Consider the following 26,417-nt stretch of genomic DNA (forward strand, 5'->3'; position numbering starts at 1 on the left):
TCAGCCGACCCGTTGGACTGCGCCGAAGCGGTCCACGGTGACCTGGACCGCTGCCTGGCGGGCGTCGGCGACCTCGTTCTCCTTCAGCGTCCGGTCGGGCGCCCGGAACCGCAGCGCGAACGCGAGCGACTTCTTGCCCTCGCCGATCTGCTCACCGGTGTACACGTCGAACAGCCGGACCGACTCCAGCAGCTCACCCGCGCCCTCGGCCAGCGCCGCCTGTACGTCGGCCGCCGCCACGTCGGCCGGGACGATCAGCGCCACGTCCTCCTTGGCCACCGGGTACGACGAGAACGGCTGCGCCGTGATCGACTCCGGACCCGCCGCGATCAGCGCGTCGAGATCCAGCTCGACCGCACTCGACCGAGCCGGCAGGCCGAACGCCTGACACACCTTCGGGTGCAGCTCACCCGCGTGCCCGATCACGGTGTTGTCGACCGAGAACTCCGCGCACCGCCCCGGATGCCACGGCGCGAGCTCCACGTTCTTCACGACCGGCTCGACACCGACCACCGACGCGATCAGCCGCGCGATCTGCACCGCGTCGGCCCATCCGGCCGGGCGACCCTTGCCCCACCAGCCGGCCGGGGCCAGCGCACCGGTCAGCACGACGCCGACGTGCAGCGGCTGGTCCGGGAGTGCGTCGTACAGCGACTGGACCTCGGCATCGCTCGGCCGCTGCGCGACCGACGGGAGCGGCGCGGGCTTCGTCTCCGCCTTCGGCAGGAACACCAGGCCGGTCTGGAAGATCGCCAGGTCGTTCGCGCCTCGGCCGACGTTGCGCTCGGCCGTCCGGAGCAGCGTCGCGAGCAGGGTCGTCTGCATCGACGGCTCTTCGTCGGAGATCGGGTTGACGAGCTTGACCGTCGCACGGCGTGCGTCGTCGGCCGGAAGACCCATCGCGTCGAAGTCGGCGGCACCCGTGAACGGGTACGACACGACCTCGGTCAGCCCCGCACCGACGAGCGCGGTCGCCACTCGGCGACGCCGACGCTGCGAGACCGTCAGCCCCTGCCCACCCGGCGCGGCCGGCAAGACCGACGGCACATTGTCGAACCCGAACAACCGGATGGCCTCTTCGGCAAAGTCGTTGGGATCACGAAGATCCGGCCGCCACGACGGCGGCGTGACCGTCAACAGATCGCCACCCTCGACGTGGGTGGACCCGACGGTGGTGGCGCCGACCTCGGCCAACCCAGGAGCGTGCGCACCCGCAGCCAACGGAGCCGCGACCGCATCCGTCGCTGCAGCCTCAATCGTGCAGCCCACTGAAGCCAGGTGCCGAACCGTCTCATCGAGCGTGATCACCGCACCCGCGACGCGGGCGGCGTGGTCGGCGCGGATCGTGACGGGAGCCGGCTTCGGGTGGGTGTCGACGACGGTCTCGTCCGGGAGGACCGTGCCGCCCGCGTACTCGGCCAGCAGGTCCGCGACGCGCTGGGCGGCGTACCGCGGCAGGTTCGGGTCGACCTCGCGCTCGAACCGGCGCGACGCCTCCGACGACAGCTTGTGCCGGCGCGACGCCCGCGCGATCACGATCGGGTCGAAGTGCGCGGCCTCGATCACCACGTCCGTGGTGGCGTCCGAGATCTCCGTCGACGCACCACCCATCACACCGGCGACACCGATCGGACCGGAGTCGTCGGTGATCAGCAGATCCTCGGCGTCCAGCTCACGCGTCTGGTCGTCCAGCGTCATCAACTTCTCGCCGGCGTTCGCCCGCCGTACGACGATCTCCCCGGACAGCCGCGCCTGGTCGTACCCGTGGATCGGCTGACCCAGCTCGAGCATCACGTAGTTCGTGACGTCGACCCCGATCGAGATCGGCCGCATCCCACTCGCGAGCAGCCGCTTCTGCATCCACCGCGGCGACAACGCCTTCGCGTCGATCCCGGTGACCGTCCGCGTCACGAAGACACTGCACGCCTTGGAGTCATCGACCCGCACCGGGTAGCCGTTGGAGCCGGAGCCGGTGAGCGCCAGATCGGCCGGGTCCTTCAGCGCGACGCCGTACGCCGTCGCCGCCTCGCGCGCGACGCCACGGATCGACAGGCAGTACCCACGATCCGGCGTCACCGCGATGTCGAGTACGTCGTCCCGCAGCGCCAGCAACTCGATCGCGTCGTCGCCCGGCGTGCCCTCGCCCGGCTCCAGGACGACGATGCCGTGCGTGCCGTCGTCACCGAGGCCGAGCTCGGCGCTCGAGCAGATCATGCCGTTCGACACGTGCCCGTAGGTCTTCCGCGCCGAGATCGCGAACCCGCCCGGCAGCACCGCACCCGGTAGCACGACGACCACGAGATCGCCGACCTCGAAGTTGTGCGCGCCGCAGACGACCCACTGCGGCTCGTCCTTGCCGATGTCCAGCGAGCACCAGCGGATCGTCTTGCCGTTCTTCTGCGGCTCGTTCTCGTACGTGAGCACCTTGCCGACCACGAGCGGGCCGGTCAGGTCGGACTCCTCGACGGTCTCCACCTCGAGGCCGGCCCGGATCAGCTGCTCCGCCATCTGGCGGCCGGTGACGTCACCCGGCAGGTCGACGTACTCACGAAGCCATGACAGTGGGACCCGCATCAGATCTCCATCCCGAACTGGCGGCTGAACCGCACGTCACCCTCGACCATGTCCCGCATGTCCTCGACGCCGTTGCGGAACATCAGCGTCCGCTCCAGACCCATGCCGAAGGCGAAACCGGAGTACCGGTCGGTGTCGATGCCGTTGGCCTGCAGGACCCGCGGGTTCACGACGCCGCAGCCGCCCCACTCGATCCAGCCCTCGCTGCCACAGGTCCGGCACGGCCGGTCCGGGTTGCCGACGGACGCGCCGCGGCAGACGAAACACTTCAGGTCCACCTCGGCCGACGGCTCGGTGAACGGGAAGAAGTTCGGCCGCAGCCGCGCCTCCAGGCCCTCACCGAACATCGAAACGACGAAGTGGTCGAGCGTGCCCTTCAGGTGCGCGAGCGTGATGCCCTCGTCCACGACCAGGCCCTCGACCTGGTAGAAGACCGGCGTGTGCGTCGCGTCCAGCTCGTCGGTGCGGAACACGCGGCCCGGGCAGATCACGTAGATCGGCGGCTTCCGGGTCAGCATCGACCGCGCCTGCACCGGCGACGTGTGCGTCCGCAGGACCTTGCCGGAGCCGGCCGGCTCGACGAAGAAGGTGTCCTGCATCTGCCGCGCCGGGTGGTCGGGCTGGAAGTTCAGGGCGTCGAAGTTCAGCCACTCGGCCTCGACCTCGGGGCCTTCGGCGACGTCCCAGCCGAGCGCGGTGAACACGTCCGCGACCTGCTCGGAGATCAGCGACAGCGGGTGCCGCGCGCCGAGCTGCGGGGCGTGCCACGGCAGCGTCACGTCGACACGCTCGGTGTCCAGCATCCGCTCCTCGTGCTCGGCCTCGAGCACCGCGAGCCGCGACGCGAACCCCTCGTTGATCGCTTTCCGGGCCGCGCCGATCCGCTGCCCGGCCTCTTTCCGGGCCTGCGGCGGCAGCGCGCCGATCTCCCGGTTGGCCAGCACGATCGGCGACTTGTCGCCGAGGTGCACGGTCTTGGCCTCCTGCAAGGCGGCCAGATCGGCCGCCCCGGTAAACGCCGTCAGCGCCTCGTCGCGGGTCCGCTCCACCTCTTCGGCATGCAGCGGCGTCACTTCGACCGGGTCGTAATCAGTGTTGGGACCGGACATGGCTCGCTCTCGGGTTGATACGTCTGCGGATTGCAGTCTAGAAACCCAACGCCCCAGACCGTGAATCGGCCGTCCACAACCGCCCGCGGATCAGCCCAGGCGGTGTCTGGCTCGGACTACTCCGACGAGGATCCCGGCGCCGGCGAGGAGGGCGCCGACGCCGATCGGGAGGAAGAACTCCGGGTAGTCCACGACCGCGGCAGGGTCGGCCCATGGTTCGTGGCCCGGCTCGGGCTCGGCGAGGAGCAGGTACACCGCGCCGGCCACGTCGTACGCGACCGCCAGGACGATCGTCAGGATCGCGAGACCGCGGGCGCACTTCAGCACGCGACGGTTCCCGCGCGAGCGGCCGAACAGCATGGTGCCGAGCGCGATCGGGAGCAGGATGAACAACGACATCAGGACCAGGTTCGCGACCCCCTGATCAGACACGAACCCTCCAGCGAAGCGCACGCACCGCCGAACGGTGGCGGATCTGGAACTCCGCCGACCAGAGGTGGATCCGGGTCGGCAGGTCGATCAGCCACCGTCGCGTCATACCGGCAATGCTGTCAGTGACCGGTGTCAGTGCACTGCGTCATCCACAGCCGGGGCCGTGTCCTGCACCTTCTTCTCGCCCTTCGGGAGGACCGCCAGCGCGACCACTGCCCCGGCGACCGCGCCGATCGCGCCGACCGTCATGGCGATCGACATCGCGTCGACGAAGGCGTGCTTCGCCGCGCCGAGGAAGTCCGGGCCGAGCGCGATGGTGTCGGCGATCGACTTGCGGGCCGCCTCCGGGACGGAGTCCGGCAGGGCCGACGAGTACGCCGCGGCGAGCACACTGCCCAGTACGGCGACCGACAGCGCGGCACCCGTCTGCTGGACGGTGTCGTTCATCGCCGAGCCGACACCGCGGTGCTCCGGCGGAACGGCCTGCATCAACAGCGTGTACGCCGCCGGACCGGCCAGGCCACCGCCGATCCCCATCACCAGCAGGCCGATGATCAACAGACCGTACCCGCTCGTGTCGGACACCTGCGTCAGGATGCCGAAGCTGCCCGCGATGATCAGCAGACCGAGCGAGATCAGCGTCCGGTCCGCGACCTTCTTCCCGAGCGTCGCCCCCAGGCCGTTGAACAGGGCAGCGGACAGCGCATACGGGATCAGCGCCAGGCCGGCCTTCAGCGGCGTGTACCCGAGCGCGAACTGCAGGTACTGCGTCAACGCCAGCAGCAATCCACCCGCGGTGAACGAGAGCAGCACGATCGAGAAACTCGTACCGCTGAACCGCCGGTCCTTGAACAGCGCCAGCGGCACCATCGGATGCGCACTGCGCTTCTCCCACAACGCGAACGCGGTCAACGCGACCACACCGACCGCGAGCGCGCCGAGCACCCGGCCGGAACCCCAGCCGTGCAGCGGGATCGAGACGATCGCCCAGACGATCGACGCCATACCGACGATCGTCAGAACGGCGCCCGCCGGGTCGACGTCGCGCGCCGGGCCCTTCGACTCCGGGATGATCGCGAGCGTGCCGATGATCGCCAGGATCGCGATCGGCACGTTCAGCCAGAAGATGGAGCCCCACCAGAAGTGGTTCAGCAGGACGCCGCCGACCGTCGGACCGGCCACCACGCCCACCATCGCGACCATCGACCAGCCCGCCATCGCCTTGCGCTGCTCCTCCGGCGGGAACACCGTGAACAGCAGCGACAGCGTGCTCGGCATCAGCAGCGAGCCGCCAACGCCCATCAGGCCGCGGCACGCGATCAGCTGCCACGGGTTCTCGGCCAGGGTCGCCAGCAGCGACGCCAGGCCGAACACCACCAGCCCGAGCAACAGCATCTTCCGCCGGCCGAACCGGTCGGACAGGCTTCCAGCGGTCAGCAGCAGGCCCGCGAACGCCAGGATGTAGGCGTCGATCACCCACTGGATGTCCGCGGGTGTCGCGCCCAGATCGCGCATCAGCGACGGGATCGCCAGGTTGAGGACGGTGTTGTCGACCACCAGCACCATCAGGCTCAGACACAGGATCAACAGGATCCACCAGCGCCGGGGATGCCCCTCGGTGGTGGACTCGAACGGTGTACTAGTCACTCGCACACTGTACGACGATCTCGTACGGTGTGCGAGTCCTTTGTAGGATGGACCTCATGAAGGACTGGATCTGGACCCGGGAACGCAAAGCGGCACCCGCGCGGGAAACGCTCAGCCGGGATCAGATCGTGGCTGCGGCGATCGCGATCCTCGACTCCGAGGGCGTCACAGGGCTGAGCATGCGGAAGCTGGCCACCCGGCTCGGCTCCGGCGCGACCAGCCTCTACTGGTACGTCGACACCAAGGACGACCTGATCGACCTGGTGATCGACGAGGTCTGGGGCGAGATCGACATACCCGAGCCGGAGCTGGCCGGATGGCGGGCGGGTGCGCTGCTGTTCGGCCACAGCCTGCGGTCCGCCGTACTGCGGCACCCGTGGCTGCCCGAGGTGATGTACACCCGCCCGAGCATCGGCCCGAACGCGATGTCGATGGGCTCCCGCGGTCTGGTCCTGTTCGGGGCGGCCGGCTTTTCCGAGCACGAGATCGACCTCGCGATGGGCAGCGTGATGTCGTATGTCCTCGGCACGGTCAGCGCCGAGGTCGCCACCCGCGAGATGGTCCGCAAGTCCGGCCGTACCGAGGAGAACTGGGTCACCGACATGCTCGAACAGGCCCAGGCCGTGGCCGGCGACTACCCGGAAATGCAGAAGTCCGTACGTCGCCGCACCTCGGTCGACCTGGACTCGGGCCTCACCGAAAACTTCGTCTTCGGCCTGGACGCCCTCCTCGACGGCCTCCAGACGCGCGTCAAGAAGAAGTAAGCCCGAACCACGGCCCCTTGGCGAACTCGGTCAGCAGCACCTCGCGATCGCCGTCCTCGGCGACCTCCTTCGTGAGCTCCTCGGCCCGGCGAAGCTCGGCCAGCGCCCGGTCACGTGAGCCGGTCGCCGCGAGCGCGCGGGCGAGCGCCTCCCGCGCGAACGGCTCATCCCAGTCGGCCATCTGATCCGCGTGCTCCTGAACCAGTTGCAGGCAGCGCCGGGCATGCCCGAGACCCAGCTCGGCGCGACCGATCCGGAGAGCGACCCGGGCGATCAAATGCTCACCGCGCGCGTGATTCGCCTCGTTCCCGGCTTCGAGCCAGTGCAGGCAGGCGGCGTACGCGCCGTACAGCAACCGCTCCTGGTCCTCCAGCGGACTCGACTCGTCGATCTGGTCGAGCAGGTCCCAGGTCTCGTTGTTCAGCTCCACACCGAAGTACCGGTGCAGTTCGCGGCCCTCGACAAGCTCGGTGGCCACCTTCTCCATCAACTCGGGCCAGCTCGCCAGCCCGTACTCCCGCGCAATCGTCAACTGCGCGTCCCGCAACGTAAAACTCGCCTCGTCGTACGCCGGGTGATGAACACGGGCCCGCTCGATCGCGTCCGGCCGTCCTTTGGTGACCGCCTTACGGAGTTCCTTCGCCCGGGCGCGCAACTGACTGAGACTCGCCTTCGCGGGCAGCGGCATGGTCGACATCGACAGTCCTTCCAGGACAACCCGCTCCGCTGAATCAGGCCGTCCCGAAGGGTCAACCGGCCGACACGAGTACTGCTCCCATCATCCAGGTGTACTCAGTACTTGCCGCGAAGAGGAGGCGCCCTGGCGCACGCTACGCAAACGCTGACACGCCACCCACCCCACCGTCAACCGCGGCCAAGGTGGATCGGGTTGGTCCAGGCGCGGTGGCCGGTTGCGTCCTCGGTGGTGATTCGGCAGTGGGTGTTGCGGAACAGGTGCAGGGGGAAGGTGCACTCGGTGAGGTTGGTGCCTTGGGCTACTTCGGCGCCGGGGCGGCCGCCGGTCAGGAGGATCTTCGCCGCGGGCGAGCAGTGGACGGTGATCTCGTCGCCTTCGATGCGTACGTCGTACAGCTCGGGGCCTGTGCTGGAGTAGAAGTGGCCGGCCTTCAACGCGGTCAGGAGCGCGTCCGGGGCGAGGGTTTCGGCGCGGACGTGGATCCAGGCCTGGCAGGGTGGCGGGTCCTGGGGTTGCAGGTGGGCGTCGTCGGCGGCGTACGTCGTCAGCCGGTGACCGCGGTTCAGGAGGACATCGGCGAGATGCCAGCTGTCGCCGCGGTTCTCGCGGTCGGCGAGGGCGTTGTAGACCTCGACCGAGTGGGCCGCGTCCAGGCTCTCGGCATCGACGGCCGTCAGGAGCGACGCCGACGGATGCGCCATCCCGATCCACGCCCCTGCGGCCCGCGCGCGACGCGCCAGCTCAGGACCGGTTTCGGTCTCCCCCGGCGCCGCGAAATCGAGCGGCAGTCCGACCGCGACGATGTGCCACGCCTGGCCCGCCTCGGTCCGCGGCGCGTGCAGCTCGGCGCCGATCAGCGTGGTGAACCCGTCCGAGCGCAACTCCCGCGTGTCCGTCATCGGGAACCCGTACTCCGCGCGGAAGTGATCGGTGATCGCCACGAAGTCGTACCCGGCGTCCCGATAGACCTCCGCGGTCTCGGCCGGCGACAACGCTCCGTCGGACAGGTTCGAGTGCGTGTGCAGGTTCCCGCGCCAGAACCGCCCCGGGAGATCGAAGATCACCGGCGCTGCGCCCGGGCCGAGGCGTACAGGCAGATGGCGGCGGCGGTGGCCAGGTTGAGGGACTCGGCGCGGCCGTAGATCGGGACCTTGACCGAGTGGTCGACGAGGGCGTTGATGCCGTCCGGCAGGCCGTGGGCCTCGTTGCCGAACAGCCAGACGGTCGGCTTCGCGAGCGTGCCGTCGTCGATGCAGGTGTCCAGGTCGGTCGCGCCGTACCCGTCGGCGGCGAGCACCTGCAGGCCGTGCTCACGCCAGGTCTCCACGGCCGCGACGATGTCGACGTCCGTGCTGATCGGCACGTGGAAGATGCTGCCGACACTGGCCCGGACCGCCTTCGGGTTGTGCGGGTCGACGGACTCCGTCGTCAGTACGACGGCATCGGCGCCGGCCGCGTCCGCCGTACGGATCAAGGTGCCGACGTTGCCGGGGTCACGGACCTGGACGCCGGCGGCGACGAGTTTGAACGAGCTGTCCGGCAGCGGAACGGTCACCAGTGAGCAGACCGCGACGACCCCTTGTGAGGTGACGGTCTCGCTCAAGCTCTCGACGGCGGCGCGGTCGACCTCGAACCACGGGACGCGGGCCGCCACGGCGAGGTCGTAGAGGTCACGATGCCGGGTCGCCAGCGCGGGTTCGGCGTACACCTCGACGACGAGCTCGCGATGTTCGAGGGCCTCCCGGACGGCCTGTGGGCCTTCGACCAGGAATCGTCCGGTCTTGCGCCGGAACGCACGAGTGGCGAGCCGCCGGGCCTGTTTGATCCGCGCGGATTGCGCGGTCAGCAGACCGGGACTCGCCACCTTGTGCAATCTGGGCTGCGGCTCAGGCCGCGGCGTCGCTCTTCGGCGCGTTCACGTCGGTCGGCAGGGCGGCCTTGGCCAGCTGCACGAGCGCGGAGAACGCGGCCGGGTCGTTGACGGCGAGGTCGGCGAGGATCTTGCGGTCCACCTCAACCTCGGCCAGGCGCAGACCCTGGATGAAGCGGTTGTAGGTCAGGTCCTCGGCGCGGACCGCGGCGTTGATGCGCTGGATCCACAGCTTCCGGAAGTCGCCCTTGCGCGCCTTGCGGTCACGGTAGGCGTAGACGAGCGAGTGGGTGACCTGCTCCTTGGCCTTGCGGTACAGCCGCGAGCGCTGGCCGCGGTAGCCGCTGGCCTGCTCGAGTACGACCCGGCGCTTCTTGTGGGCGTTGACTGCCCGCTTCACGCGTGCCATGAGGTGTTACTCCTTGTATTTCTGCGCCGGAGACAGGATTGCCCACGCGGCGGGGGATGTTCGGGAGGGGCGAGGCGGGGCCTCAGATGCCGAGAAGCTTCTTGGCCTTCTTGACGTACGCCGGGGCGACCTCGACGGTGCCGGACAGGCGGCGCTTGCGCTTCGAGGACTTCGCCTCGGCGAGGTGGCGGACACCGGTCTGCTCACGGCGGATCTTGCCCGACCCGGTGACCCGGACGCGCTTCTTCATCCCCGAGTGGGTCTTCATCTTCGGCATGGCTGTTGTGCTCCTGATTTTCTTCGTTGACTCGATCGTCGGTACGACGGGCTCCGGCTGCCTCGGGCGGCCGGAGCGTTCCGTCACTCCGGGTCGAGGTTGTCGGCCGGACCCTTCGGCTTCTTCGTGACTCCGGCGGCGCGTTCGGCCTCGTGGGCCTGGACCTGCTCGGCGCGCTCCTGGCGCTCGGCCTGCTCATCGGCCTCGCGCTCGGCCTTGCGCTGCGCCTTCTCGGCTTCCACGTCCACGCGCGCTTCGGACTTCTTCTTGTGCGGTCCGAGCACCATGATCATGTTCCGGCCGTCCTGACGCGGCGAGGACTCGACGAAGCCGAGCTCGGTGACGTCTTCGGCCAGCCGCTGCAGCAACCGGAAGCCGAGCTCCGGCCTGGACTGCTCACGACCGCGGAACATGATGGTGATCTTGACCTTGTCCCCGGCCTTCAGGAACCGAACGACGTGACCCTTCTTGGTCTCGTAGTCGTGCGGGTCGATCTTCGGCCGCAGCTTCATCTCTTTGATGACGGTGTTGGTCTGGTTCCGGCGGGACTCGCGCGCCTTCTGCGCGGTCTCGTACTTGTACTTGCCGAAATCCATCAACTTGCAGACCGGAGGCCGGGCAGTCGCAGCGACCTCGACCAGGTCGAGATCTGCTTCCTGGGCCAACCGAAGTGCGTCCTCGATCCGAACGATGCCTACCTGCTCACCGTTCGGTCCGACCAGCCGCACCTCGGGAACGCGGATGCGCTCATTGACGCGCAAATCAGTGGTGATGGGTCCTCCTGGGTTGAACTCGTACTGGGTGCCACCTCGCGATCACCGCGAGCCCCCTGAAAAACACGAAGGCCCTCGTGCGATCACACGAAGGCCCAATTCCCAGATGTACGACGGTCCAACCCTGCGGCTGGTACGCCGTACTGTCGCTGTGATCCTCCGGATGTCCTCCGGTGGCTCTCAGCGTGACCGGGACCCGACGACTGTTCATCGACTGGGTGGGAGGTGGCCCTCCGCTTAGACTCGAACCACTGGTGGTCCTGAACTATTCCGCTCAGGGGTCACCAATGGACCGGGTCGGTCGCCATGCAAGAGTAGCAGCATGACCGACGCAGATGCCACCTCACAGCCTGACCCCCTCTCGACCGCGTCCCGCGACATCGCCGAGGTCCCCGCCGTGGAGATCATTTCCACCGCCGCACTGCACCTGATGAGCGCTGCCGCCGTCAACCTCGGCCTGGCCGCGGACCTCCCGGACCACAAGGACCTCGACGAGGCCCGCTCCCTCATCGACTCCCTCGCCGGCCTCCTCGACGCCGCCGCACCGTCACTCGGCCACCACCACGCGGCGCCGTTGAAGGACGGCCTCCGTTCCCTCCAGCTCGCCTTCCGCGAAGCCAGCACCATCCAGGACGAGGCCGGCCAGGGCCCCGGCGAGAAGTACACCGGCGCCGTCTACCCGTCAGCCACGCAAAGGTCTTGAGCTGGAGCGCGGTCCAGCTCCTAGCGTCGGGGAGATGGACTACAAGAATCTCGGAACGACAGGTCTGAAGGTCAGTGAGCTCTGCCTGGGCGCGATGATGTTCGGCGACAAGACGGACGAGCAGGACAGCCGGAAGATCCTGCAGAAGTTCACCGACGTCGGCGGGACGTTCATCGACACCGCCGACGTGTACGGCGCCGGCGCGTCCGAGGAAGTGCTCGGACGATGGCTGAAGACGCAGCAACGCTCCGACTACGTCATCGCCACCAAGGTCTGGGGACGGGTCGGCCCGCGGCCGACGGACCAAGGACTGTCCCGCAAGCACATCCTCGACGCGATCGACGCGAGCCTGCGGCGCCTCGGCACCGACTACGTCGATCTCTACCAGCTCCATCTCTGGGACGACAGCGTGCCGCTCGCCGAGTCGCTGTCGACGCTGGACGGCCTCGTGCGCGCCGGCAAGGTCCGCTATATCGGGGTCAGCAACTTCCGCGGCTGGCAGCTGCAGAAGGCCGCCGACCTGTGCGCGCAGAACGGCTGGGAGCCGCTCTCCAGCCTCCAGCCGCTCTACACCTTGCTGGACCGATCGCCCGAGTGGGAACTGCTGCCGGTCTGCAGTAACGAGGGCCTCGGCGTCATCACCTGGTCGCCGCTACGTTCAGGCTGGTTGTCCGGCGCGTTCCGGCGCGGCATGACTGCGCCGCCCGCGGACAGCAAGGTCTCTACGCCTGGCACCCACGCGTGGGACCGCTATGCCAATGAGCACACGTGGCACGTGATCGACGAGCTGACGGCGGTCGCGGCCGAGACCGGTCGCACACTCCCCCAGGTCGCTGTCCGCTGGCTGATGCAGCGTCCGGGCGTGACCGCACCGATCATCGGTCCGCGGACGCCGGCGTACCTCGACGATCTCCTCGGCGCCGCCGAGTTCTCGCTCGCGCCGGAGCAACAGGAACGTCTCGAGGTCGCGAGCCGACCGGAGTCAGTCCCCTACCCCTACTTCTTCGACTGACCCGCTGCCTCGCGGTAGTGAGCGATCTTGCCGTCGAGCACGTCGAGCGCGACGCTCATCTTCGCGATCTCACCGTGGAGGCGGGACCGGTGCTCCTCGAGCAGCTCGACCACACCGGTCGAGCTGCCCGAGTCCCGCAACCGGCCCATCAACCGCTGGAGGTCGCTGATGCCCAGTCCGGCGTTGCGCAGGCACACCAGGAGCCCGACCCAGGCCACGTCGTGGTCGCTGTAGACGCGGCGCCCCGCGGTAGTTCGACGTACCGGACCGAACAGTCCGAGACGTTCGTAGTAGCGCAGGGTGTCCAAAGTCAGACCGGTGCGCTCGGACGCCTCGGCCGGTGCGTACGTAGTCATGAGGTCCATCCTGCGACCTGGAGTGCGCTCCAGGTCAACTACGGTCAGGCGTTATGACTCATGACGGCGTGCCGGCTCCGGTGGCGAAGCTTGATGCGCAGCAGTTGCTGCGGGAGGTCAATCAGGCGACCGGTGCCGGGCTGGAGTTCCTCGGGTACGCGGGCCTGGGCGAGGTCGGGGCCGCGTTCGTGCGGTGGCCGGACGGGCGGGACGGCGTACTGACGCGCGGATACGGTTCCCTCGCGGAACTTCGGCGTACGGCGGAAGTTCTCGAGGCAGCGCGGCGGGGAGGGCTGCCTGTCCCGCAGTACCAGCTGCTCGCGGACCTGCCGGACGGCATCGGCGTGGTGCAGGAGCGGCTGCCGGGCCGGCCACCGGAGACCGTCGACCGCGCGTTTCTGGAGTCGATGATCGCCCTGACCGACCACTTCGCCGGTCTGGCCCCCGACCTGCCGGTCCCGTCGATGTACCTGCTCGAGAGCGGTCCCGGCTTCTGCCTGCACGAGTCCCTCCAGCGGTACGACGACCGCACGCGGAGGCTCCTGGACTGGATCCACGAGGTCGGGCGGGACGAGCCGAGCGGCATGACCGGCGACGACCTGGTGCACCTCGACTTCCACGCCGGCAACGTGCTGACCGACGCCGGACGGATCACCGGGATCGTCGACTGGGACGGCATCGGCCGCGGCGACCGCCGGTTCGCGCTGGTCACCCTGCGGTTCGACGCCCACGTCCGTCTCGACGGCGCGGACCTGACCTGGTTCGACGAACTCCTGGAGAACACCCTCAATCCCGCCGTACTGCGCCTCTACTGGGCCCACATGTCCCTTCGCCAGGTCGACTGGTCCATCCGCCACCACACCCCCGCCGACACCACCCACTGGCTCGACTTCTCCGAAACTCGGATGCGCTGACAACCCATTTCGGGCCTGGCCGAAACGGGTTCGATCTGGGTTCCGGCGACCCGGCCCGTTGACTAGCTTCGGTGGTGGGTCTTCACTCGGGGGGCCCTTAAGGTTAAGGGGAAACCATGCGCAAGATTGCGATGAGCGTGGTCGGGATCGCCGCTGCTGTGATCGGTACAGGCGCGGCGCTGGCGCCGACGGCGAACGCTGCCACGACCGGGACGACGGCGTCCTGCCCGTCGGGGGCCGTGTGTCTGCGGGAGCCGAACGGCAGCATCCTGAGCAAGAACATCTGGTACAGCTACGGCGCGCACAACCTGTCGAACGTGACCGGCACCAAGGTCCTGATCAACAGCCAGACCGGCGGTGCGGGCTTCGCCATCTGCAAGGGCTACAACGGGACGAACTGCTACCCGGTGCAGCGCTACACCGGCGCGTACCTGCCGTACGACTTCACCCCGATCAACTCGATCGTGCTCGTGAAGTAGCCGAACAACAGGAACCGGCTCCGACTTTGCAGGGTCGGAGCCGGTTTCGTACGTCGTCAAGAAGCTAGCCCTTGACCGCGCCTTCCTCGACGCCCTTGAAGAAGAAGCGTTGCAGGGTGGCAAAGACGATCACGATCGGGATGAACGCGATCATCGTGCCCGCTGCGATCAGCCGCGGATTGTTGCTGAACGTGCCGGACAGGTACTGCAGGCCGACGGTCAGCGTGTAATTGTTCGGATCGGTCAGCACGATCAGCGGCCAGAGGAAGTCGTCCCACGCGCCGATGAACGCAAAGATCGCGACAACGCTGATCGTTCCGCGCACCGACGGCAGGCCGATGTACAGGAACCGTTGCCACGCGTTCGCCCCGTCCACGACCGCGGCCTGATCGACTTCGACCGGCAACGACCGGAACGCGTTGTACATCAGCAGCACGTTCAGCGCACCGATCATCCCGGGCAGCGCGACACCGAAGAGCGTGTTCGCCAGCCCGAACTCCCGGACCGTGACGTACTGCGAAATGATCGTGACCTCACCCGGCAGCACGAGGGTCGCCAGGAACAGCCCGAGGACGATCTTGCGGCCGCGGAACTGCAACCGGGACAACGCGAACCCGGCCAGCGACGCGCCGATCACGTTGCCACCGACAACCAGTACGGCGACCACGAGCGAGTTCCGCGCGTAGTCCCAGACCGGGATCGTGTCGGTGACCGCCTTGTAGTGGTCGAACGTCGGTTGCGCCGGCAGCAGCCGCGGGATCCGGGTGTAGATGTCCTCCCCGGATCCCTTCAGCGACGTCGACAGCTGCCAGAGGAACGGCCCGATCGTGATCAGCAGCACGAACACCAGCAGCACGTACCGCGCGACTTTCTCCCGCGGCGACACCGAATTGAACCCCGACGACCGACGCCGACGTACGGACTTCGGCGCCTCAGGCGCGACAGCCGGCCGCGCCGGATCGGTAACAACGCTCATGCTTCGGCTCCCCGGCGGTTGAGGCGGGCCAGCACCAGCATCGGTACGACGGTGACGAAGAACAGCACGATCGACAACGCCGACGCGTACCCGAGGTTGCCCTCGAAGCCCTGGCTGTACTGCTGGATCAGCATCACGACCGAGTTGTCCCGGCCACCCGGACCGCCCTTGCCGCCGCTGAGGATGAACAGTTCGGAGAACACCCGCAGCGCCGACACCGAGATCAGGATCGAGATCAGGATCATCGTTCCCCGTACGCCGGGCACGGTCACATGCACGAACCGCCGCAGCGGTCCCGCGCCGTCGACCGCGGCCGCCTCGTGCAGCTCACGCCCGACGTTCCCGAGGGCGGCCAGGTAGATGATCATGTAGTACCCGAGCCCCTTCCAGATCGTCAGACTGATTGCGCTGAGCAACAACAGCCACTGGTCGGACAGGAACGGCAGCGGCCCGGAGATGACCCCGAGCTTCTCGGCCAGCCCGTTGACCAGGCCGCGGTCGTCCAGGATCCACTGCCAGATCAGCGCCACCACGACCGCGGACGCCACCACCGGGGTGTAGAACGCGGTCCGGAAGAACGTGATCCCGGGCAGCTTCTTCTCCACCAGTACGGCGAGGAACAGCGGCAGGACGGTCAGGAACGGCAGACAGACCACCATGTAGATGACGCTGTTCAGCAGCGCCCACCGCAGCTGCTCGTCGTGCAGCAGCGTCTCGAAGTTCTTCAGCCCGACGAAGTGGCCGCCACCGATCGGCTTGGCGTTCGTGAACGACAGGATGACGGTGTTGATCGAGGGCCAGAGATTGAACACGAGCAACCACGTGAGTGCTGGAATGACCAGCACCCACGGGGTGAACCAACGGTTGTATCGCATTACTGAGTCAGCAGCTGGTTGGCCTTGGCCACCGCGGCGTCGAGGGCTGCCTGGGACGAGATCTTGCCGGAGATCGCCAGCGAGATCTGCTGCCCGATGAAGTCGTTGGTCGCGCCGCTGATCACCGGCGGCTGCAGGTTCTTCGCCTTGGCCAGCGACTGGAACGCGAGCACCTTGGCGTCACTCTCCGGCGTACCGTCGGACTTCGAGAAGTACGGGTCGGAGGCGGAGGCCTTGGTGGACGGGAAGATGTTCACGATCTTCGCGAACGCGGCCTGGTTCTCGGCGTTGGTGACGAACCGGGCGAGGGCGATCGCCGCGGCCTGGTTCTTGGTCTTGGCCGAGACCGACAGACCCTGCACGTACAGCGGCGGGGTGTCCAGCGCGGGCGACGGGACGACCTTGCCCTTCAGCGACGGGTTGTCCTTCATGAAGTCCTGGATCGCGTTGCCGCCGCCGGTGGTCCAGGCGACCTTGCCCTGGGTGAAGAGCTTGGAGTTGCCCAGGTACTCGTTGGTCAGGATGTCGCGCGGCATGTAGCCGGCCTTGTAGGCGTCGCGGTACTTGTCCAGCAGCGCCGCGGCCTCAGGAGTGTTGAAGGTGAACTTCTTGCCGTCGTCGGAGAGGATCTTGATCCCGGCGTTGGTGAAGTCGCCGATGCCCGGCAGCCGGCTCATCAGGTATTCCTTGCCGCCGGTCTTGTCGTGCATCACCTTCGCGGCCGCGAGCAGCTCGTCGAAGGTCTTCGGCGGGTTCTTCACGTCCAGGCCGGCCGCGGCGAACTTGGTCGCGTTCCAGTAGTCGATGTCGGTGTTCAGATACCACGGGTAGCCGAACGTGCCGTCCATCCCCTGGTACTGGTACGCCTGCACGCCGCCCTCGACGTACTCCTCGTTCAGCTTCGGGTCCGCGGCGGCGACGTCGAGCAGCATGTTCTGCTTGGCGAGGCTCAGGGCGAAGTCGGGCGGCAGATTCGTGACGTCGGGCAGCGAGCCGGCCGACGCCTGGCTCAGTACCTTCTTGTCGTAGCCGTCGCCGGGCTGGTCCAGCCAGGTGACGTGCGTGCCCGGGTACTTCGCCTCGAACGCCTTGATGACGCCTTCGACGTACGACGTGAACTTGGGCTTCAGCGCCCAGGTCTGGAAGCTGACCTCACCGGTCACCTGGGCGTTGGCGTCGACGGTCGGCTTGGCGCCGCCGCTGCCGCCCGAATCCTCGGAACCGAGGCCGCAACCTGCGAGGGTGAGGGCGGCGGCGGCAAGACTTGCCACCAGCGCCGGACGGCGTCTACGCATGGGATCTCCTGGAATTGATAAACCGGTATAGCTCCCGAACTATCCACATCGTAGAATCCGCTGTCAAGGGCAGGAGGTATCACGATGGCGAGACCGACGATCGCTGACATCGCGACCAGGGCCGGGGTGTCCAAGGGTGCGGTGTCGTTCGCGCTGAACGGGCGGCCGGGGGTCAGCGACGCGACCCGCGAGCGGATCCTGAAGATCGCCGAGCAGATGAGCTGGCGGCCGCACAGTGCGGCGCGCGCGCTCGGGGCGTCGCGGGTCGACTCGGTCGGCATGGTGATCGCACGGCCGGCCCGGACGCTCGGGGTCGAGCCGTTCTTCGCGCACCTGCTGTCCGGCGTGCAGTCGGGGCTGTCGGCGGAGTCGATCTCACTGCAGCTGCTGATCGTCGAGGACACCGCGGCCGAGATCGAGGTGTACCGACGGTGGGCGTCGGAGCACCGGGTCGACGGTGTGATCCTGGTCGACCTGACCGTGAAGGACCCGCGGGTCGACGAGCTCAAGGCACTCGAACTGCCGGCCGTGGTGATCGGCGGCCGCGGCGGCAAGGGCGCGCTCGCCTCGGTCTGGGCCGACGACCGCGACGCGATGCTCTCGATCGTCGAATACCTGGCCGCCCTCGGCCATCGCCGGATCGCCCACGTCGCCGGTACGCCGAACTTCCAGCACACGCAGCGCCGGATCCGTGCCCTCCGCGACGCCGCGCCCCGGCTCGGCCTGGTCGACGCCCCCTCGCTGACCACGGACTTCAGCGACGCGGAGGGCGCCGCGATCACCCGCAAGCTGCTGTCCCAGTCCGATCGCCCGACCGCGATCGTCTACGACAGCGACGTGATGGCGGTCGCCGGCCTCGGCGTCGCGATGGAGATGGGCGTCTCGGTGCCCGGCGACCTGTCGATCGTCGCGTTCGACGACTCGATCCTCACCCAGCTCATGCATCCCGCGCTGACGGCCCTGTCCCGCGACACGTTCGACTTCGGCCGCCAGGCCGCCGAGGTCCTTCTCGAGACCATCGCCGACCCCGCCACCGTCGTGAACCGCCGCACCCCCGACCCGGTCCTCACGGTCCGCGAGTCCACCGCGCCTCCCCGCTGACCCGGACCGCAGTTGCTCTTCTGGCCTAAACCGATTTAGCATCCTCGGCATGGCTTCGGAGACCGTCACGCCCCGGTTCGGTGCGAACTATGTTCCCTCGGCGGGATGGTTCTACAGCTGGCTGGACTACGACGGCGACGCGGTACGGCGGGACTTCGCGGACCTGGCCGGGATGGGTCTGGACCACGTCCGGGTGTTCCCCGTCTGGCCGTGGATCCAGCCGAACCGGGCGATCATCCGCGAGCAGGCGATCGCCAACCTGCTGGACACGATCGACGCCGCCGCGGAGCACGGCCTGACCGTCGCGGTCGACCTGATCCAGGGACACCTGTCCAGCTTCGACTTCCTCCCGTCGTGGGTGCTGACCTGGCACAAGAGCAGCCTGTTCGAGGGCAGCGCGGTCCGCGACGGTCTCACGGCGTACGTCGATGCCGTGGCGCGCGCGGTCGCGACGAAGCCGAACGTCTTCGCGATCACGCTCGGCAACGAGGTCAACAACCTCTGGCCGGACAGCTCGACCACGCCCGAGACCTCGGCCGCGTGGGCGCAGGAACTGTTGACCACGCTGAAGAAGGCGGCACCCGACGTACTCGCCCTGCACTCGGTCTTCGACGACGCCTGGTACAAGGGCGACCATCCGTTCCACCCCGTCGACGCGGTGGACCTGGGTGATCTGACCACTGTCCACTCGTGGGTTTTCAACGGGGTCTCACGAGTGGACGGTCCCCTGGGTCCGGCCACCCTCACCCACGCCGACTACCTGATCGAGCTCGCGAGGGCCACGGCCCTCGAGCACGACCGCCTCGTCTGGCTGCAGGAGATCGGCGTACCGGGACCCGATATCCCCGTCGATCTGCAGGCCGAGTTCACCCGGCGGACCGTCGAGACCGTCCTGCCGAACCCGGCCCTGTACGGCGTGACGTGGTGGTCCTCGCACGACATCGACCGGCGGCTGCTCGACTTCCCGGACCGCGAGTACGACCTCGGCCTGTTCACGGTCGATCACCAGCGCAAACCGGCCGCGCAGGCGCTCGCCGACGTGATCGCCGAGGTGCGGGCGAACGGCGTGATGCAGCAGGAAGCCACCACGCTGACCGCGCCGATCAACCTCCGCACCGAGCCGGGACGTCGCGCGGAAGTTGCCCCCGGCAGCGAATTCCACCTGCAGTGGGTCGAGGCCCGCGGCAACGGACCGGTGCGAATCGCCCTGCCCTGAACACGATCTACACGTGACCGGTCTTGCAGCTCGACAGTACGTATAGATCCACCGCACTATCAATTGCGAGTCCGCTGAGCGTGCGGCATGCCAGCGGGTCACGACACCTCCTGTCGAGCTGCCGACCAAGCGTCTACCGACGCGCCGCGCTCCTCCCCAAACCAGTTTGGGGAGCGTCTGCGAAGAAACCGGGGAGTCCTACCTCCCCGATTTGGGTGGCAAGACTCCCCAAACCGGTTTGGGGATCACGAGCCGACCGATTCTTGATGGGGCACTAGTGCTGCTTGGCGATCAGTACGTCGATGCCGTCGAGGATGCGGGCGAGCCCGAACTCGAGGTCGTCGTCGAGTTCGTCCTCGTACTCCTGGTTGAGGTAGAGCGACACCAACGTCGGATACCCGCCCTCCATCAGCCGCGGGACGAGGAACTGGCCGACCTGCTCCGCCTGCACCGGCGTGCGGTCGCTCGCCCCCAGCTGCCGCGCCAGGCCGGCGTAGTTCCGCGCGTACCCGTCCAGCAGCACCAGGCATCCGAGGTTGTCGTGCTGACTGAGCCCGGTCTCCGCCAGCGCCGCTAGCATCACCTCGACCCAGCGCAGCAGGTTCGGAGTGACAGGCGCGCCACGGACCGGTACGTCGAGCAGCCACGGGCGGTCCTCGTACAACTTGACCTGCGCATCCACCCACGCGATCGCCGCGGCACGCCAGCCGGACGGCAGTTCCGGCGGCAGCCCGACCGCCTTGTCGTGGACCAGAACGATCAGTTCTTCCTTGGACCGGACGTAGCGGTACATCGCGTTCGTCGTGACGCCGAGCTGCGCCGCGATCCGCTGCAGCGAGACCGCCTCGAACCCGTACCGGTCGCCGAACTCGATGCCGGTGGCCACGATCTGCTCGATCGACAGCGCCGGCTTCGGCCCGCGCCGCTGCACCGGCAGCACGCCCCACGAGAGGGCGAGCCCCGGCGGCAGGTCCGCGCGGTCGTCGGTCATACCTCCATCCTGACGCACGCCGTACGCCGCCGAACAGGGGAGCTAGGTCCACCTCGGAAACGGGTCCTGAGCACCGGGACCCGAAACTGTTCAACCCATACGCTGTTTCACATCGGAACCCCGCACCAGGACTTAGCCGAAAGGAACAGCTCTCATGAACACGATCCTCGAACCCCTGTTGACGCCCGACCAGGTCCAGCTCTCCGGCGCCGACCGCCGAGCCGCGATCAGCAAGCTCGAAAGCGCCGTACGGCAGGCCGCACTCACCCCGTCACAGGCGAGCGACCGCCAGGACCAGGTCCTCGCGGCCCGGACCCGCGGCGAACTGCGCACCATCCTGTCCGGTGTCGCGAACGCGGCCCCGCCCCGCGGGCTGACTGTGGCGCTCCAGGCCATCACCGGTGTCTGGCTGGTCGCCTGCGTGGTCCAGTTCGTGGTCTGGCTGGCGCTGGCGGTCTTCGGTCACTTCGACGGCCCGTGGTGGCTCTGGTCGGACCTCGGCCTCGGCGCGATCGTGGCGATCCTGTGGTGGACCAACGAGTCGTACCACCGCAAGTCCGACGTACTGGTCGCCCAGTGAACGCGCCCGTACGACTGACTGAGGTCCGTAAGGTCTACGGCACCGGCCCCGGCGCGGTCGACGCGCTGGCCGGTGTGACCTACGACTTCGCCTCCGGCACCTTCACCGCGGTGATGGGCCCGTCCGGCTCCGGCAAGAGCACACTGCTGCACTGCGCTGCCGGCCTCGACACCCCGACGACCGGTGACGTCCAACTGGCCGGCCGGTCGCTGCACGGACTCGACGAGACGTCGCTGACCGAGCTGCGCCGCGAGCACGTCGCCTTCGTCTTCCAGTCCTTCAACCTGATGCCGGCGCTGACGGTGCGGCAGAACGTCGTACTCCCGATGACGCTGGCCGGCAAGCAGCCGGACGACGCCTGGGTGACCGAGGTCATCCAGGCGGTCGGTCTCGGCGAGCGCGTCAAGCATCGGCCGAGCGAGTTGTCCGGCGGTCAGCAGCAGCGGGTGGCGATCGCCCGGGCCCTCGCCGGACGGACCGCGATCACGTTCGCCGACGAGCCGACCGGCGCGCTGGACACCACCACCGCGCTCGAGGTCCTCACGCTGCTCCGCGACCAGTCCCGCCGGCTCGGTCAAACGATCGTGATGGTCACCCACGACCCGGTCGCAGCGTCGTACGCCGATCGTGTCGTCTTCCTCGTCGACGGCCGGATCGTGTCCGAAGCCATCCACCCCACCGCCGAGGCCGTTGCCGCTGAGCTCGCCCAGCTGAGCACCGGCCGCCTCTCACCCACGGAGAGCTGACCCATGTTCCGCCTCGCCGTCACCACCCTGCGGTACCGGACCGCCGCCTTCCTCGCGATCTTCGTCGCGGTCGTGCTCGGCGGGGCGCTGCTCAGCGCCGCCGGCGGCCTGCTCGAGACCGGGCTGCGCCTGAACGCCCCACCCCAACGACTGTCCGCGGCCCCGATCGTGGTCACCGGCGACCCGGCGTACCACCCACCGAACGGCAGCGGCTCCGCCGCCTTCCCGGAACGCCACCGCGTCGACCCGGCCCTGCTCACCAAGCTCACCACCACACCTGGCGTCGCCAAGGCCGTCCCCGACCGCTCCTTCCCCGCCGTCATCACGTCACGCGGCACGTCTGGTACGACGCTTGCGGGGCACGGCTGGACGTCCGCGGCGTTGACGCCGTACCAGTTGACTGCCGGCCATGCTCCTCGCAGTGGGCAGGTAGTGCTCGACCAGCGACTGGCCGGCACCGCGAAGCCGGGCGACCGGGTAACGGTCACCGTCAGCGGGACGCCCCGCACCTACACCCTGGCGGGTATCGCGGTCGCCCAGCACCAGGTCGACGTACCGCCGGTGTTCTTCGCCGACGCGGACGTCCCGGAGGGTCTGGATGCGATCGGGGTGTTCCCCGCGGACGGAACCTCGGTACGAGATCTCGCGAAGCGGCTCGACCTGCCGACGGGTGTGAAGGCGTTCACGGGAGACGAGCGTGGCGTCGCGGAGTTCTCCGGGATCGCGACCGGTCTGCCGCTGATCATCATGTCCGGCGTCTTCGGTGGGATGGTGGCTGTGGTGATGGCGCTCGTGGTCTCGGCCACGATCGGGCTGTCGGTGCGCCAGCGGCGCCGCGAACTGGCGTTGCTCCGGGCCAGCGGTGCGACCCCGCGCCAGGTCGCCAAGATGGTGATTGCCGAGACGATGGTGGTTGGTCTGATCGGGCTCGTGCTCGGGCTGCTGTGCGGCCGGATCGCCGGCACCTGGATCTTCGGGATGCTGGCCGACGGCGGGATCGTGCCGTCACAGTTGCGGCTCGACCAAGGTCCGCTGCCGTTCGCCGGCGCTGCCGTCCTCACGTTCGCCGTACTGCGGGTGACCGTCGGTTTCGCCGCCGGACGGGCCGCCCGGATCCGCCCGATCCAGGCGCTGGCCGAGGCCGCCGTACCGCAGGTGGCGCTGAGCCGGGTGCGGATCCTCATCGGTCTCGTCTTCGCAGGTGCGACGGCGGCGATCGCCTTGTCCACACCGTTCATGGGCCCGGCCAACGCTGCGGCGATCGGTGGACCGGCCGGCCTGACCGGATCGATCGCGGTCGCGGTCCTCGCGCCGCTGGTGATCCAGCGGGCGCTGATCCCCCGCATCACGCGGCTGGTCGAGAAGCGCGGGACCAGCGGAACGCTCGCGGTGATCAACCTGCGGGTCCGTGCGGTCCAGTTCGGCGCGATCCTGATCCCGATCACCATCGCCACGGCGATTGCCCTCGGCAACATCTACTCGCAGACCACACAGCAGCAGGCCGCCGTCGACGCGTTCACCAAGAACCTGTCCGGCGACGTGGTGATCACGTCCACCGCGGGCGGCATCCCGGCGTCGCTGACCGACTCGGCCCGGTCGATGCCGGGTGTCACCGCTGTGTCGGAGGTGGTCCGCAGCAAGGGCTGGATCGAGGAGCCGTACGACAAGTCGCACACCAGCGACGCCTGGCCGCTGCTCGGCCTGAGCGGTCCGGTCTACACGGGCAAGGTGAAGAAGGGGTCGCTGGACGACCTGACTGGTGACACCGTCGCGCTCCCGCCGGGTACGGCGAAGAAGCTCAAGGTCGGCGTCGGCTCGGAGATCGGCCTGCGTCTCGGCGACAACGCCCTGGTCAAGGTCAAGGTGGTCGCCCTCGCCGAGGGTCCTTCCGGCTACGAGTCTCTCCTGCTGCCCGCGCAACTGCTCGCCGCGCACACGACCAGCGGCCTGCCCAGCCAGCTCCTGCTGAAGACCGACAACAAGCTGCACCCAGACCTGTCGAAGTGGCCGGGTACGACGATCGGTGGACGCGAACTGCTCAGTGAAGGCTTGGACACCGGGCTCGGCGTGGACGCGTGGATCGGCTATCTGCTCGCCGCCATCGCAGTCGCGTACACAGCCATCGCGTCGATCAACACGATCGCCGTCGCGGTGCTGGACCGGCGGCGCGAGTTCGGGCTGCAGCGACTGACCGGGTCGACGCGGCGCGAAGTGTCCCGGATGCTCCGCTTGGAGGGCGTGCTCATCGCGGCGCTCGGACTGGTCGCCGGGCTGGTCACCGCAGCGTTCACCGTGTTCCCGATCGCGCTGGCGACCCGCGGCTGGCCGATCCCCTCCGGACCGGTCTGGATCGTGCTGATCTGGGTGGCCGTCGTCCTGCTCCTGGTCCTGCCGACGACCGCGATCACCGGCCGGATCGCGATGCGCTCCAAGCCGATGGACGCCCTCGCCTCACCCGTCGGCTGACTCGATCCACGCGTAGCCGCCGTCTTCCAGTCGGATCACCTGGAAGCCGGCGGCCAAACGCCGTACGTCGTCGGTCTCGATCACGCCCGCGGCCGGGCCGGCGACGTCCAGCACGATCGCAGCCGCGCCTTCCTGGATCGCCGCGGTGGCGACCAGCCGCGCCTGGGCCGGCATCGGGCGCGCCTCCGGACTCCAGCGGGCCAGGGCCTCGGTGCCCGTGAACGCGAGCAGCGCGTTCCGCCCGTCCTGTCCCTGGAGCAGCGCGACGGCCATGTCCGACGTCTTGTCGTGCGCCAGCCCGTTCTCGTCGTACTCCACCTCGCCCAGCATCGCGACCACCGGCACCAGCAGCCGTGCCTTGGTCAGCGCCGCCAGCACCGCTCCCCCGTCGCCGTCGGCGAGCGCCTGAGCCAGCGCCGGGTCCGCCGACCCATCGTCGTTGTCGAATCCGGTGAAAGCCAAACGCCGCTCTGGTGGTTGCACGGCGCTCATTCTCCCCGGACTACGGTTTCAGGGGTGCGTCAGGGCTGTTCCCCTCTTGGATCACGCGCCAACTGTGCGAGCCTGGGTATGTGCCTGACTTCAACGATTTGACGCTGCTGCCGTTCTGCGTAGGCCTCACGCTGCTCGGTCTGATCGGCTCGTGGTTCGCCTGGCGGCGACGCGGGATCGCGGCCGGCACGCGCGGTGTGGCCTGGTCCCTGCTGCCGGTCTCGCTGTACCTGACCGGCCTGCTGGAACTGGTCTGGGACGTGGTCCGCTCCTCCGTGAGCTGGGTCACCCACCTGATCTTCTCGCCGACCGTGTGGGCCGGAGCCGCGCTGTTCGGCGTCTCGGTCGTGCTGTACGTCGTTTCCGGCGTCGCCCGCGGCCGCACTCCGAAGGCACCGAAGGAAAAGAAACCCGCCTCGCCCGCGGGTGAGCTCACCGCGACAGGTCCCGCACCTGCCTCGGCCGCTCCCGCCAAAGCTGCCAAGCCGTCAAAGGGGAAGGCGAAGCAGCCGGAATCGTCGGAGTTCGACGAGATCGAGGACATCCTGAAGCGCCATGGAATCAACTGACAAGGCCCTTGACCAAGGCCCGAACCCCCTGACCATCGACTCGCTGCTGGACAACGTCCAGGCCGGCGCACCCCGCCTCGGCCGGACCAGGCTGATCGGTATCGACGGCCCCGCCGGATCCGGCAAGACGACCGTCGCCGCCGCCCTCGAGGCCCGGGCCAAGGCCCGCGACCTGAACACCTACGTCATCCACATGGACGACCTGTACGACGGCTGGGCCGGAGCCGAGCGTGGATTCGCCCTGCTCCGCGACCACGTCCTGCAACGGCTCGCCGACGGCCGCGAAGGACGTTACCGCCGATACGACTGGTACCAGCGCGCGTACGCCGAGCTGCACGTCGTACCGAACACCGTGGACCTGCTGATCGTCGAAGGTGTCACCGCCTGCGACCGGGACGCGGCGCACTGGCAGTCGCTGCGGCTCTGGGTCGAGACGTCGAACGAGGTCCGCCTGGACCGCGGCATCGAACGCGACGGCGAGGCCCTCCGCGACCACTGGCTGGAATGGATGCGCTGGGAACGCGACCACTTCGCCGACCAGGCCACCCGCTCTCGCGCCCACGTGATCGTCGACGGCGCCCCGTCAACGCCCTTCGACCCCGCGCTCGAACTCGTCACGAAGTCAGTGGCACTACCCCCTCACGACTCAGCTGCTTCCTAGTCCGTCCCACGACCACTGCGGGACGGACTGGTCGTCGGCGATGTCGTCGGTGTGGTGGCGGTACATCGTGTTGAAGGTCGCCCAGGCGAAGTAGTCGTGCAGCACGGACCGGGTGCGTTCGTCACCGATACCGGCCGCGATCACCGCCTCGTCGAAGCACGCGATCGCGCGGTGGTTCATTTCGTCGTGTTCGCCGTTCCCGGCGTGCCGGCGCTGCACCGACGCCTCGTCGCCGTACGCCTCGGTGTAGGCAGGCGGTCCGCCCAGGGCTTCACCCCAGTACGCCGCCAGCCGCTCGGTGTGATCCGGCCGCGCCCCACCGTGGAACGCGTGACTGACGACCTCGTCCGCCATCACCCGCTCGTGCCACTCGGCCGCCAGCCGCAACATGCCTTCGGCCCCACCCGCCGCTTCGTAAACGGTCTCCATGCGG

29 protein-coding genes are annotated in these 26,417 nt (G+C 68.5%); 12 read left to right on the plus strand and 17 right to left on the minus strand.

Going from position 1 to position 26,417, the window contains the following annotated elements:
* The 4 genes from pheT to EV649_RS13020 form a co-directional block, all read right to left on the minus strand.
* A complete protein-coding gene (gene pheT / locus EV649_RS13005) occupies positions 1–2,574 on the minus strand; it encodes a phenylalanine--tRNA ligase subunit beta (protein WP_130383705.1) in 2,574 nt (857 codons plus the stop codon).
* Positions 2,574–3,683 carry a phenylalanine--tRNA ligase subunit alpha gene (gene pheS / locus EV649_RS13010; RefSeq protein WP_130383706.1) on the minus strand — a complete coding sequence of 370 codons (1,110 nt, stop codon included), beginning with the start codon at positions 3,681–3,683 and terminating at the stop codon, positions 2,574–2,576. The genes pheT and pheS overlap by 1 nt, the downstream gene beginning before the upstream one ends.
* A gap of 90 nt (positions 3,684–3,773) precedes the next feature.
* Positions 3,774–4,115: a hypothetical protein gene (locus tag EV649_RS13015; RefSeq protein WP_130383707.1), complete on the minus strand. Its 342-nt coding sequence runs from the start codon at positions 4,113–4,115 to the stop codon at positions 3,774–3,776.
* 132 nt (positions 4,116–4,247) lie between these two features.
* On the minus strand, positions 4,248–5,762 hold the full coding sequence (locus EV649_RS13020) for an MFS transporter (RefSeq protein ID WP_241998146.1): 1,515 nt from the start codon (positions 5,760–5,762) through the stop codon (positions 4,248–4,250).
* 56 nt (positions 5,763–5,818) lie between these two features.
* Between EV649_RS13020 and EV649_RS13025 the strand changes: the two genes are divergently transcribed.
* On the plus strand, positions 5,819–6,526 hold the full coding sequence (locus tag EV649_RS13025; protein ID WP_130383709.1) for a TetR/AcrR family transcriptional regulator: 708 nt from the start codon (positions 5,819–5,821) through the stop codon (positions 6,524–6,526).
* On the opposite strand, the gene EV649_RS13030 is transcribed toward EV649_RS13025, so the two are convergent.
* The 6 genes from EV649_RS13030 to infC form a co-directional block, all read right to left on the minus strand.
* Positions 6,513–7,223, minus strand: a complete 711-nt coding sequence (locus EV649_RS13030; protein WP_130383710.1) for a hypothetical protein — start codon at positions 7,221–7,223, stop codon at positions 6,513–6,515. The genes EV649_RS13025 and EV649_RS13030 overlap by 14 nt on opposite strands.
* Before the next feature lie 167 nt (positions 7,224–7,390).
* Complete coding sequence (locus tag EV649_RS13035) at positions 7,391–8,287, minus strand: CehA/McbA family metallohydrolase (protein WP_241998148.1); 897 nt, start codon at positions 8,285–8,287, stop codon at positions 7,391–7,393.
* On the minus strand, positions 8,284–9,087 hold the full coding sequence (locus tag EV649_RS13040) for an RNA methyltransferase (protein ID WP_130383711.1): 804 nt from the start codon (positions 9,085–9,087) through the stop codon (positions 8,284–8,286). The genes EV649_RS13035 and EV649_RS13040 overlap by 4 nt, the downstream gene beginning before the upstream one ends.
* A 22-nt stretch (positions 9,088–9,109) precedes the next feature.
* Positions 9,110–9,502 carry a 50S ribosomal protein L20 gene (rplT, locus tag EV649_RS13045; RefSeq protein WP_130383712.1) on the minus strand — a complete coding sequence of 131 codons (393 nt, stop codon included), beginning with the start codon at positions 9,500–9,502 and terminating at the stop codon, positions 9,110–9,112.
* A gap of 82 nt (positions 9,503–9,584) precedes the next feature.
* Complete coding sequence (gene rpmI, locus EV649_RS13050; protein WP_130383713.1) at positions 9,585–9,779, minus strand: 50S ribosomal protein L35; 195 nt, start codon at positions 9,777–9,779, stop codon at positions 9,585–9,587.
* An 83-nt stretch (positions 9,780–9,862) separates the two neighbouring features.
* Positions 9,863–10,540 carry a translation initiation factor IF-3 gene (infC, locus tag EV649_RS13055; RefSeq protein WP_198682488.1) on the minus strand — a complete coding sequence of 226 codons (678 nt, stop codon included), beginning with the start codon at positions 10,538–10,540 and terminating at the stop codon, positions 9,863–9,865.
* A 334-nt stretch (positions 10,541–10,874) separates the two neighbouring features.
* Here infC and EV649_RS13060 point away from each other — a divergent pair, with 334 nt between their 5' ends.
* On the plus strand, positions 10,875–11,255 hold the full coding sequence (locus EV649_RS13060; RefSeq protein ID WP_130383715.1) for a DUF1844 domain-containing protein: 381 nt from the start codon (positions 10,875–10,877) through the stop codon (positions 11,253–11,255).
* 34 nt (positions 11,256–11,289) lie between these two features.
* Positions 11,290–12,267, plus strand: coding sequence for an aldo/keto reductase (locus tag EV649_RS13065; protein ID WP_130383716.1), 978 nt, complete (start codon positions 11,290–11,292; stop codon positions 12,265–12,267).
* Here EV649_RS13065 and EV649_RS13070 read toward each other — a convergent pair.
* Complete coding sequence (locus tag EV649_RS13070; protein WP_130383717.1) at positions 12,252–12,623, minus strand: MerR family transcriptional regulator; 372 nt, start codon at positions 12,621–12,623, stop codon at positions 12,252–12,254. The genes EV649_RS13065 and EV649_RS13070 overlap by 16 nt on opposite strands.
* 53 nt (positions 12,624–12,676) lie before the next feature.
* On the opposite strand from EV649_RS13070, the gene EV649_RS13075 reads away from it, so the two are divergent.
* Positions 12,677–13,537, plus strand: coding sequence for a phosphotransferase (locus EV649_RS13075; RefSeq protein WP_241998150.1), 861 nt, complete (start codon positions 12,677–12,679; stop codon positions 13,535–13,537).
* 116 nt (positions 13,538–13,653) lie between these two features.
* Positions 13,654–14,016: a hypothetical protein gene (locus EV649_RS13080; RefSeq protein ID WP_130383718.1), complete on the plus strand. Its 363-nt coding sequence runs from the start codon at positions 13,654–13,656 to the stop codon at positions 14,014–14,016.
* A gap of 64 nt (positions 14,017–14,080) precedes the next feature.
* Here the strand turns inward: EV649_RS13080 and EV649_RS13085 are convergent, their stop codons facing one another.
* Genes EV649_RS13085 through EV649_RS13095 form a run of 3 tightly spaced genes read right to left on the minus strand, consistent with a single transcriptional unit; the run spans position 14,081 to position 17,162 of the window.
* Complete coding sequence (locus EV649_RS13085) at positions 14,081–14,992, minus strand: carbohydrate ABC transporter permease (protein ID WP_130383719.1); 912 nt, start codon at positions 14,990–14,992, stop codon at positions 14,081–14,083.
* Positions 14,989–15,867, minus strand: coding sequence for a sugar ABC transporter permease (locus tag EV649_RS13090; protein WP_130383720.1), 879 nt, complete (start codon positions 15,865–15,867; stop codon positions 14,989–14,991). The genes EV649_RS13085 and EV649_RS13090 overlap by 4 nt, the downstream gene beginning before the upstream one ends.
* Entirely contained in the window at positions 15,867–17,162 is a 1,296-nt protein-coding gene (locus tag EV649_RS13095) for a sugar ABC transporter substrate-binding protein (protein ID WP_130383721.1), read from the minus strand. Before EV649_RS13095 ends, EV649_RS13090 begins: the two co-directional genes overlap by 1 nt.
* An 84-nt stretch (positions 17,163–17,246) precedes the next feature.
* Between EV649_RS13095 and EV649_RS13100 the strand changes: the two genes are divergently transcribed.
* Together EV649_RS13100 and EV649_RS13105 are read left to right on the plus strand one after the other, a co-directional pair.
* Complete coding sequence (locus EV649_RS13100) at positions 17,247–18,263, plus strand: LacI family DNA-binding transcriptional regulator (RefSeq protein ID WP_130383722.1); 1,017 nt, start codon at positions 17,247–17,249, stop codon at positions 18,261–18,263.
* A gap of 49 nt (positions 18,264–18,312) precedes the next feature.
* Positions 18,313–19,479 carry a glycosyl hydrolase gene (locus tag EV649_RS13105; protein WP_130383723.1) on the plus strand — a complete coding sequence of 389 codons (1,167 nt, stop codon included), beginning with the start codon at positions 18,313–18,315 and terminating at the stop codon, positions 19,477–19,479.
* A 274-nt stretch (positions 19,480–19,753) separates the two neighbouring features.
* Here EV649_RS13105 and EV649_RS13110 read toward each other — a convergent pair whose 3' ends face one another.
* Positions 19,754–20,470 (minus strand): TetR/AcrR family transcriptional regulator, encoded by a 717-nt coding sequence (locus EV649_RS13110; protein ID WP_130383724.1) that lies wholly within the window; start codon positions 20,468–20,470, stop codon positions 19,754–19,756.
* A 154-nt stretch (positions 20,471–20,624) separates the two neighbouring features.
* Here EV649_RS13110 and EV649_RS13115 point away from each other — a divergent pair, with 154 nt between their 5' ends.
* From EV649_RS13115 to EV649_RS13125, 3 genes are read left to right on the plus strand one after another with little or no spacing between them, the layout of a single operon-like run.
* Positions 20,625–21,050, plus strand: a complete 426-nt coding sequence (locus EV649_RS13115) for a DUF1707 domain-containing protein (protein WP_130383725.1) — start codon at positions 20,625–20,627, stop codon at positions 21,048–21,050.
* Positions 21,047–21,796 carry an ABC transporter ATP-binding protein gene (locus tag EV649_RS13120; protein ID WP_130383726.1) on the plus strand — a complete coding sequence of 250 codons (750 nt, stop codon included), beginning with the start codon at positions 21,047–21,049 and terminating at the stop codon, positions 21,794–21,796. Before EV649_RS13115 ends, EV649_RS13120 begins: the two co-directional genes overlap by 4 nt.
* 3 nt (positions 21,797–21,799) lie before the next feature.
* Complete coding sequence (locus EV649_RS13125; protein WP_130383727.1) at positions 21,800–24,262, plus strand: FtsX-like permease family protein; 2,463 nt, start codon at positions 21,800–21,802, stop codon at positions 24,260–24,262.
* On the opposite strand, the gene EV649_RS13130 is transcribed toward EV649_RS13125, so the two are convergent.
* The gene (locus EV649_RS13130; protein ID WP_130383728.1) at positions 24,248–24,754 is read right to left on the minus strand and encodes an SseB family protein; all 507 of its coding nucleotides are present in this window, start codon (positions 24,752–24,754) and stop codon (positions 24,248–24,250) included. The two genes, EV649_RS13125 and EV649_RS13130, sit on opposite strands and share 15 nt — an antisense overlap.
* A gap of 80 nt (positions 24,755–24,834) precedes the next feature.
* On the opposite strand from EV649_RS13130, the gene EV649_RS13135 reads away from it, so the two are divergent.
* Both EV649_RS13135 and EV649_RS13140 read left to right on the plus strand, forming a co-directional pair.
* Positions 24,835–25,323: a hypothetical protein gene (locus tag EV649_RS13135; RefSeq protein ID WP_130383729.1), complete on the plus strand. Its 489-nt coding sequence runs from the start codon at positions 24,835–24,837 to the stop codon at positions 25,321–25,323.
* On the plus strand, positions 25,310–25,984 hold the full coding sequence (locus EV649_RS13140; protein WP_130383730.1) for a hypothetical protein: 675 nt from the start codon (positions 25,310–25,312) through the stop codon (positions 25,982–25,984). Before EV649_RS13135 ends, EV649_RS13140 begins: the two co-directional genes overlap by 14 nt.
* Here the strand turns inward: EV649_RS13140 and EV649_RS13145 are convergent.
* A complete protein-coding gene (locus tag EV649_RS13145) occupies positions 25,970–26,413 on the minus strand; it encodes an oxidoreductase (protein ID WP_130383731.1) in 444 nt (147 codons plus the stop codon). The genes EV649_RS13140 and EV649_RS13145 overlap by 15 nt on opposite strands.
* Positions 26,414–26,417 lie beyond the last annotated feature (4 nt).

The sequence above is a fragment of the Kribbella sp. VKM Ac-2569 genome (assembly GCF_004216905.1).
GTDB lineage: Bacteria > Actinomycetota > Actinomycetes > Propionibacteriales > Kribbellaceae > Kribbella.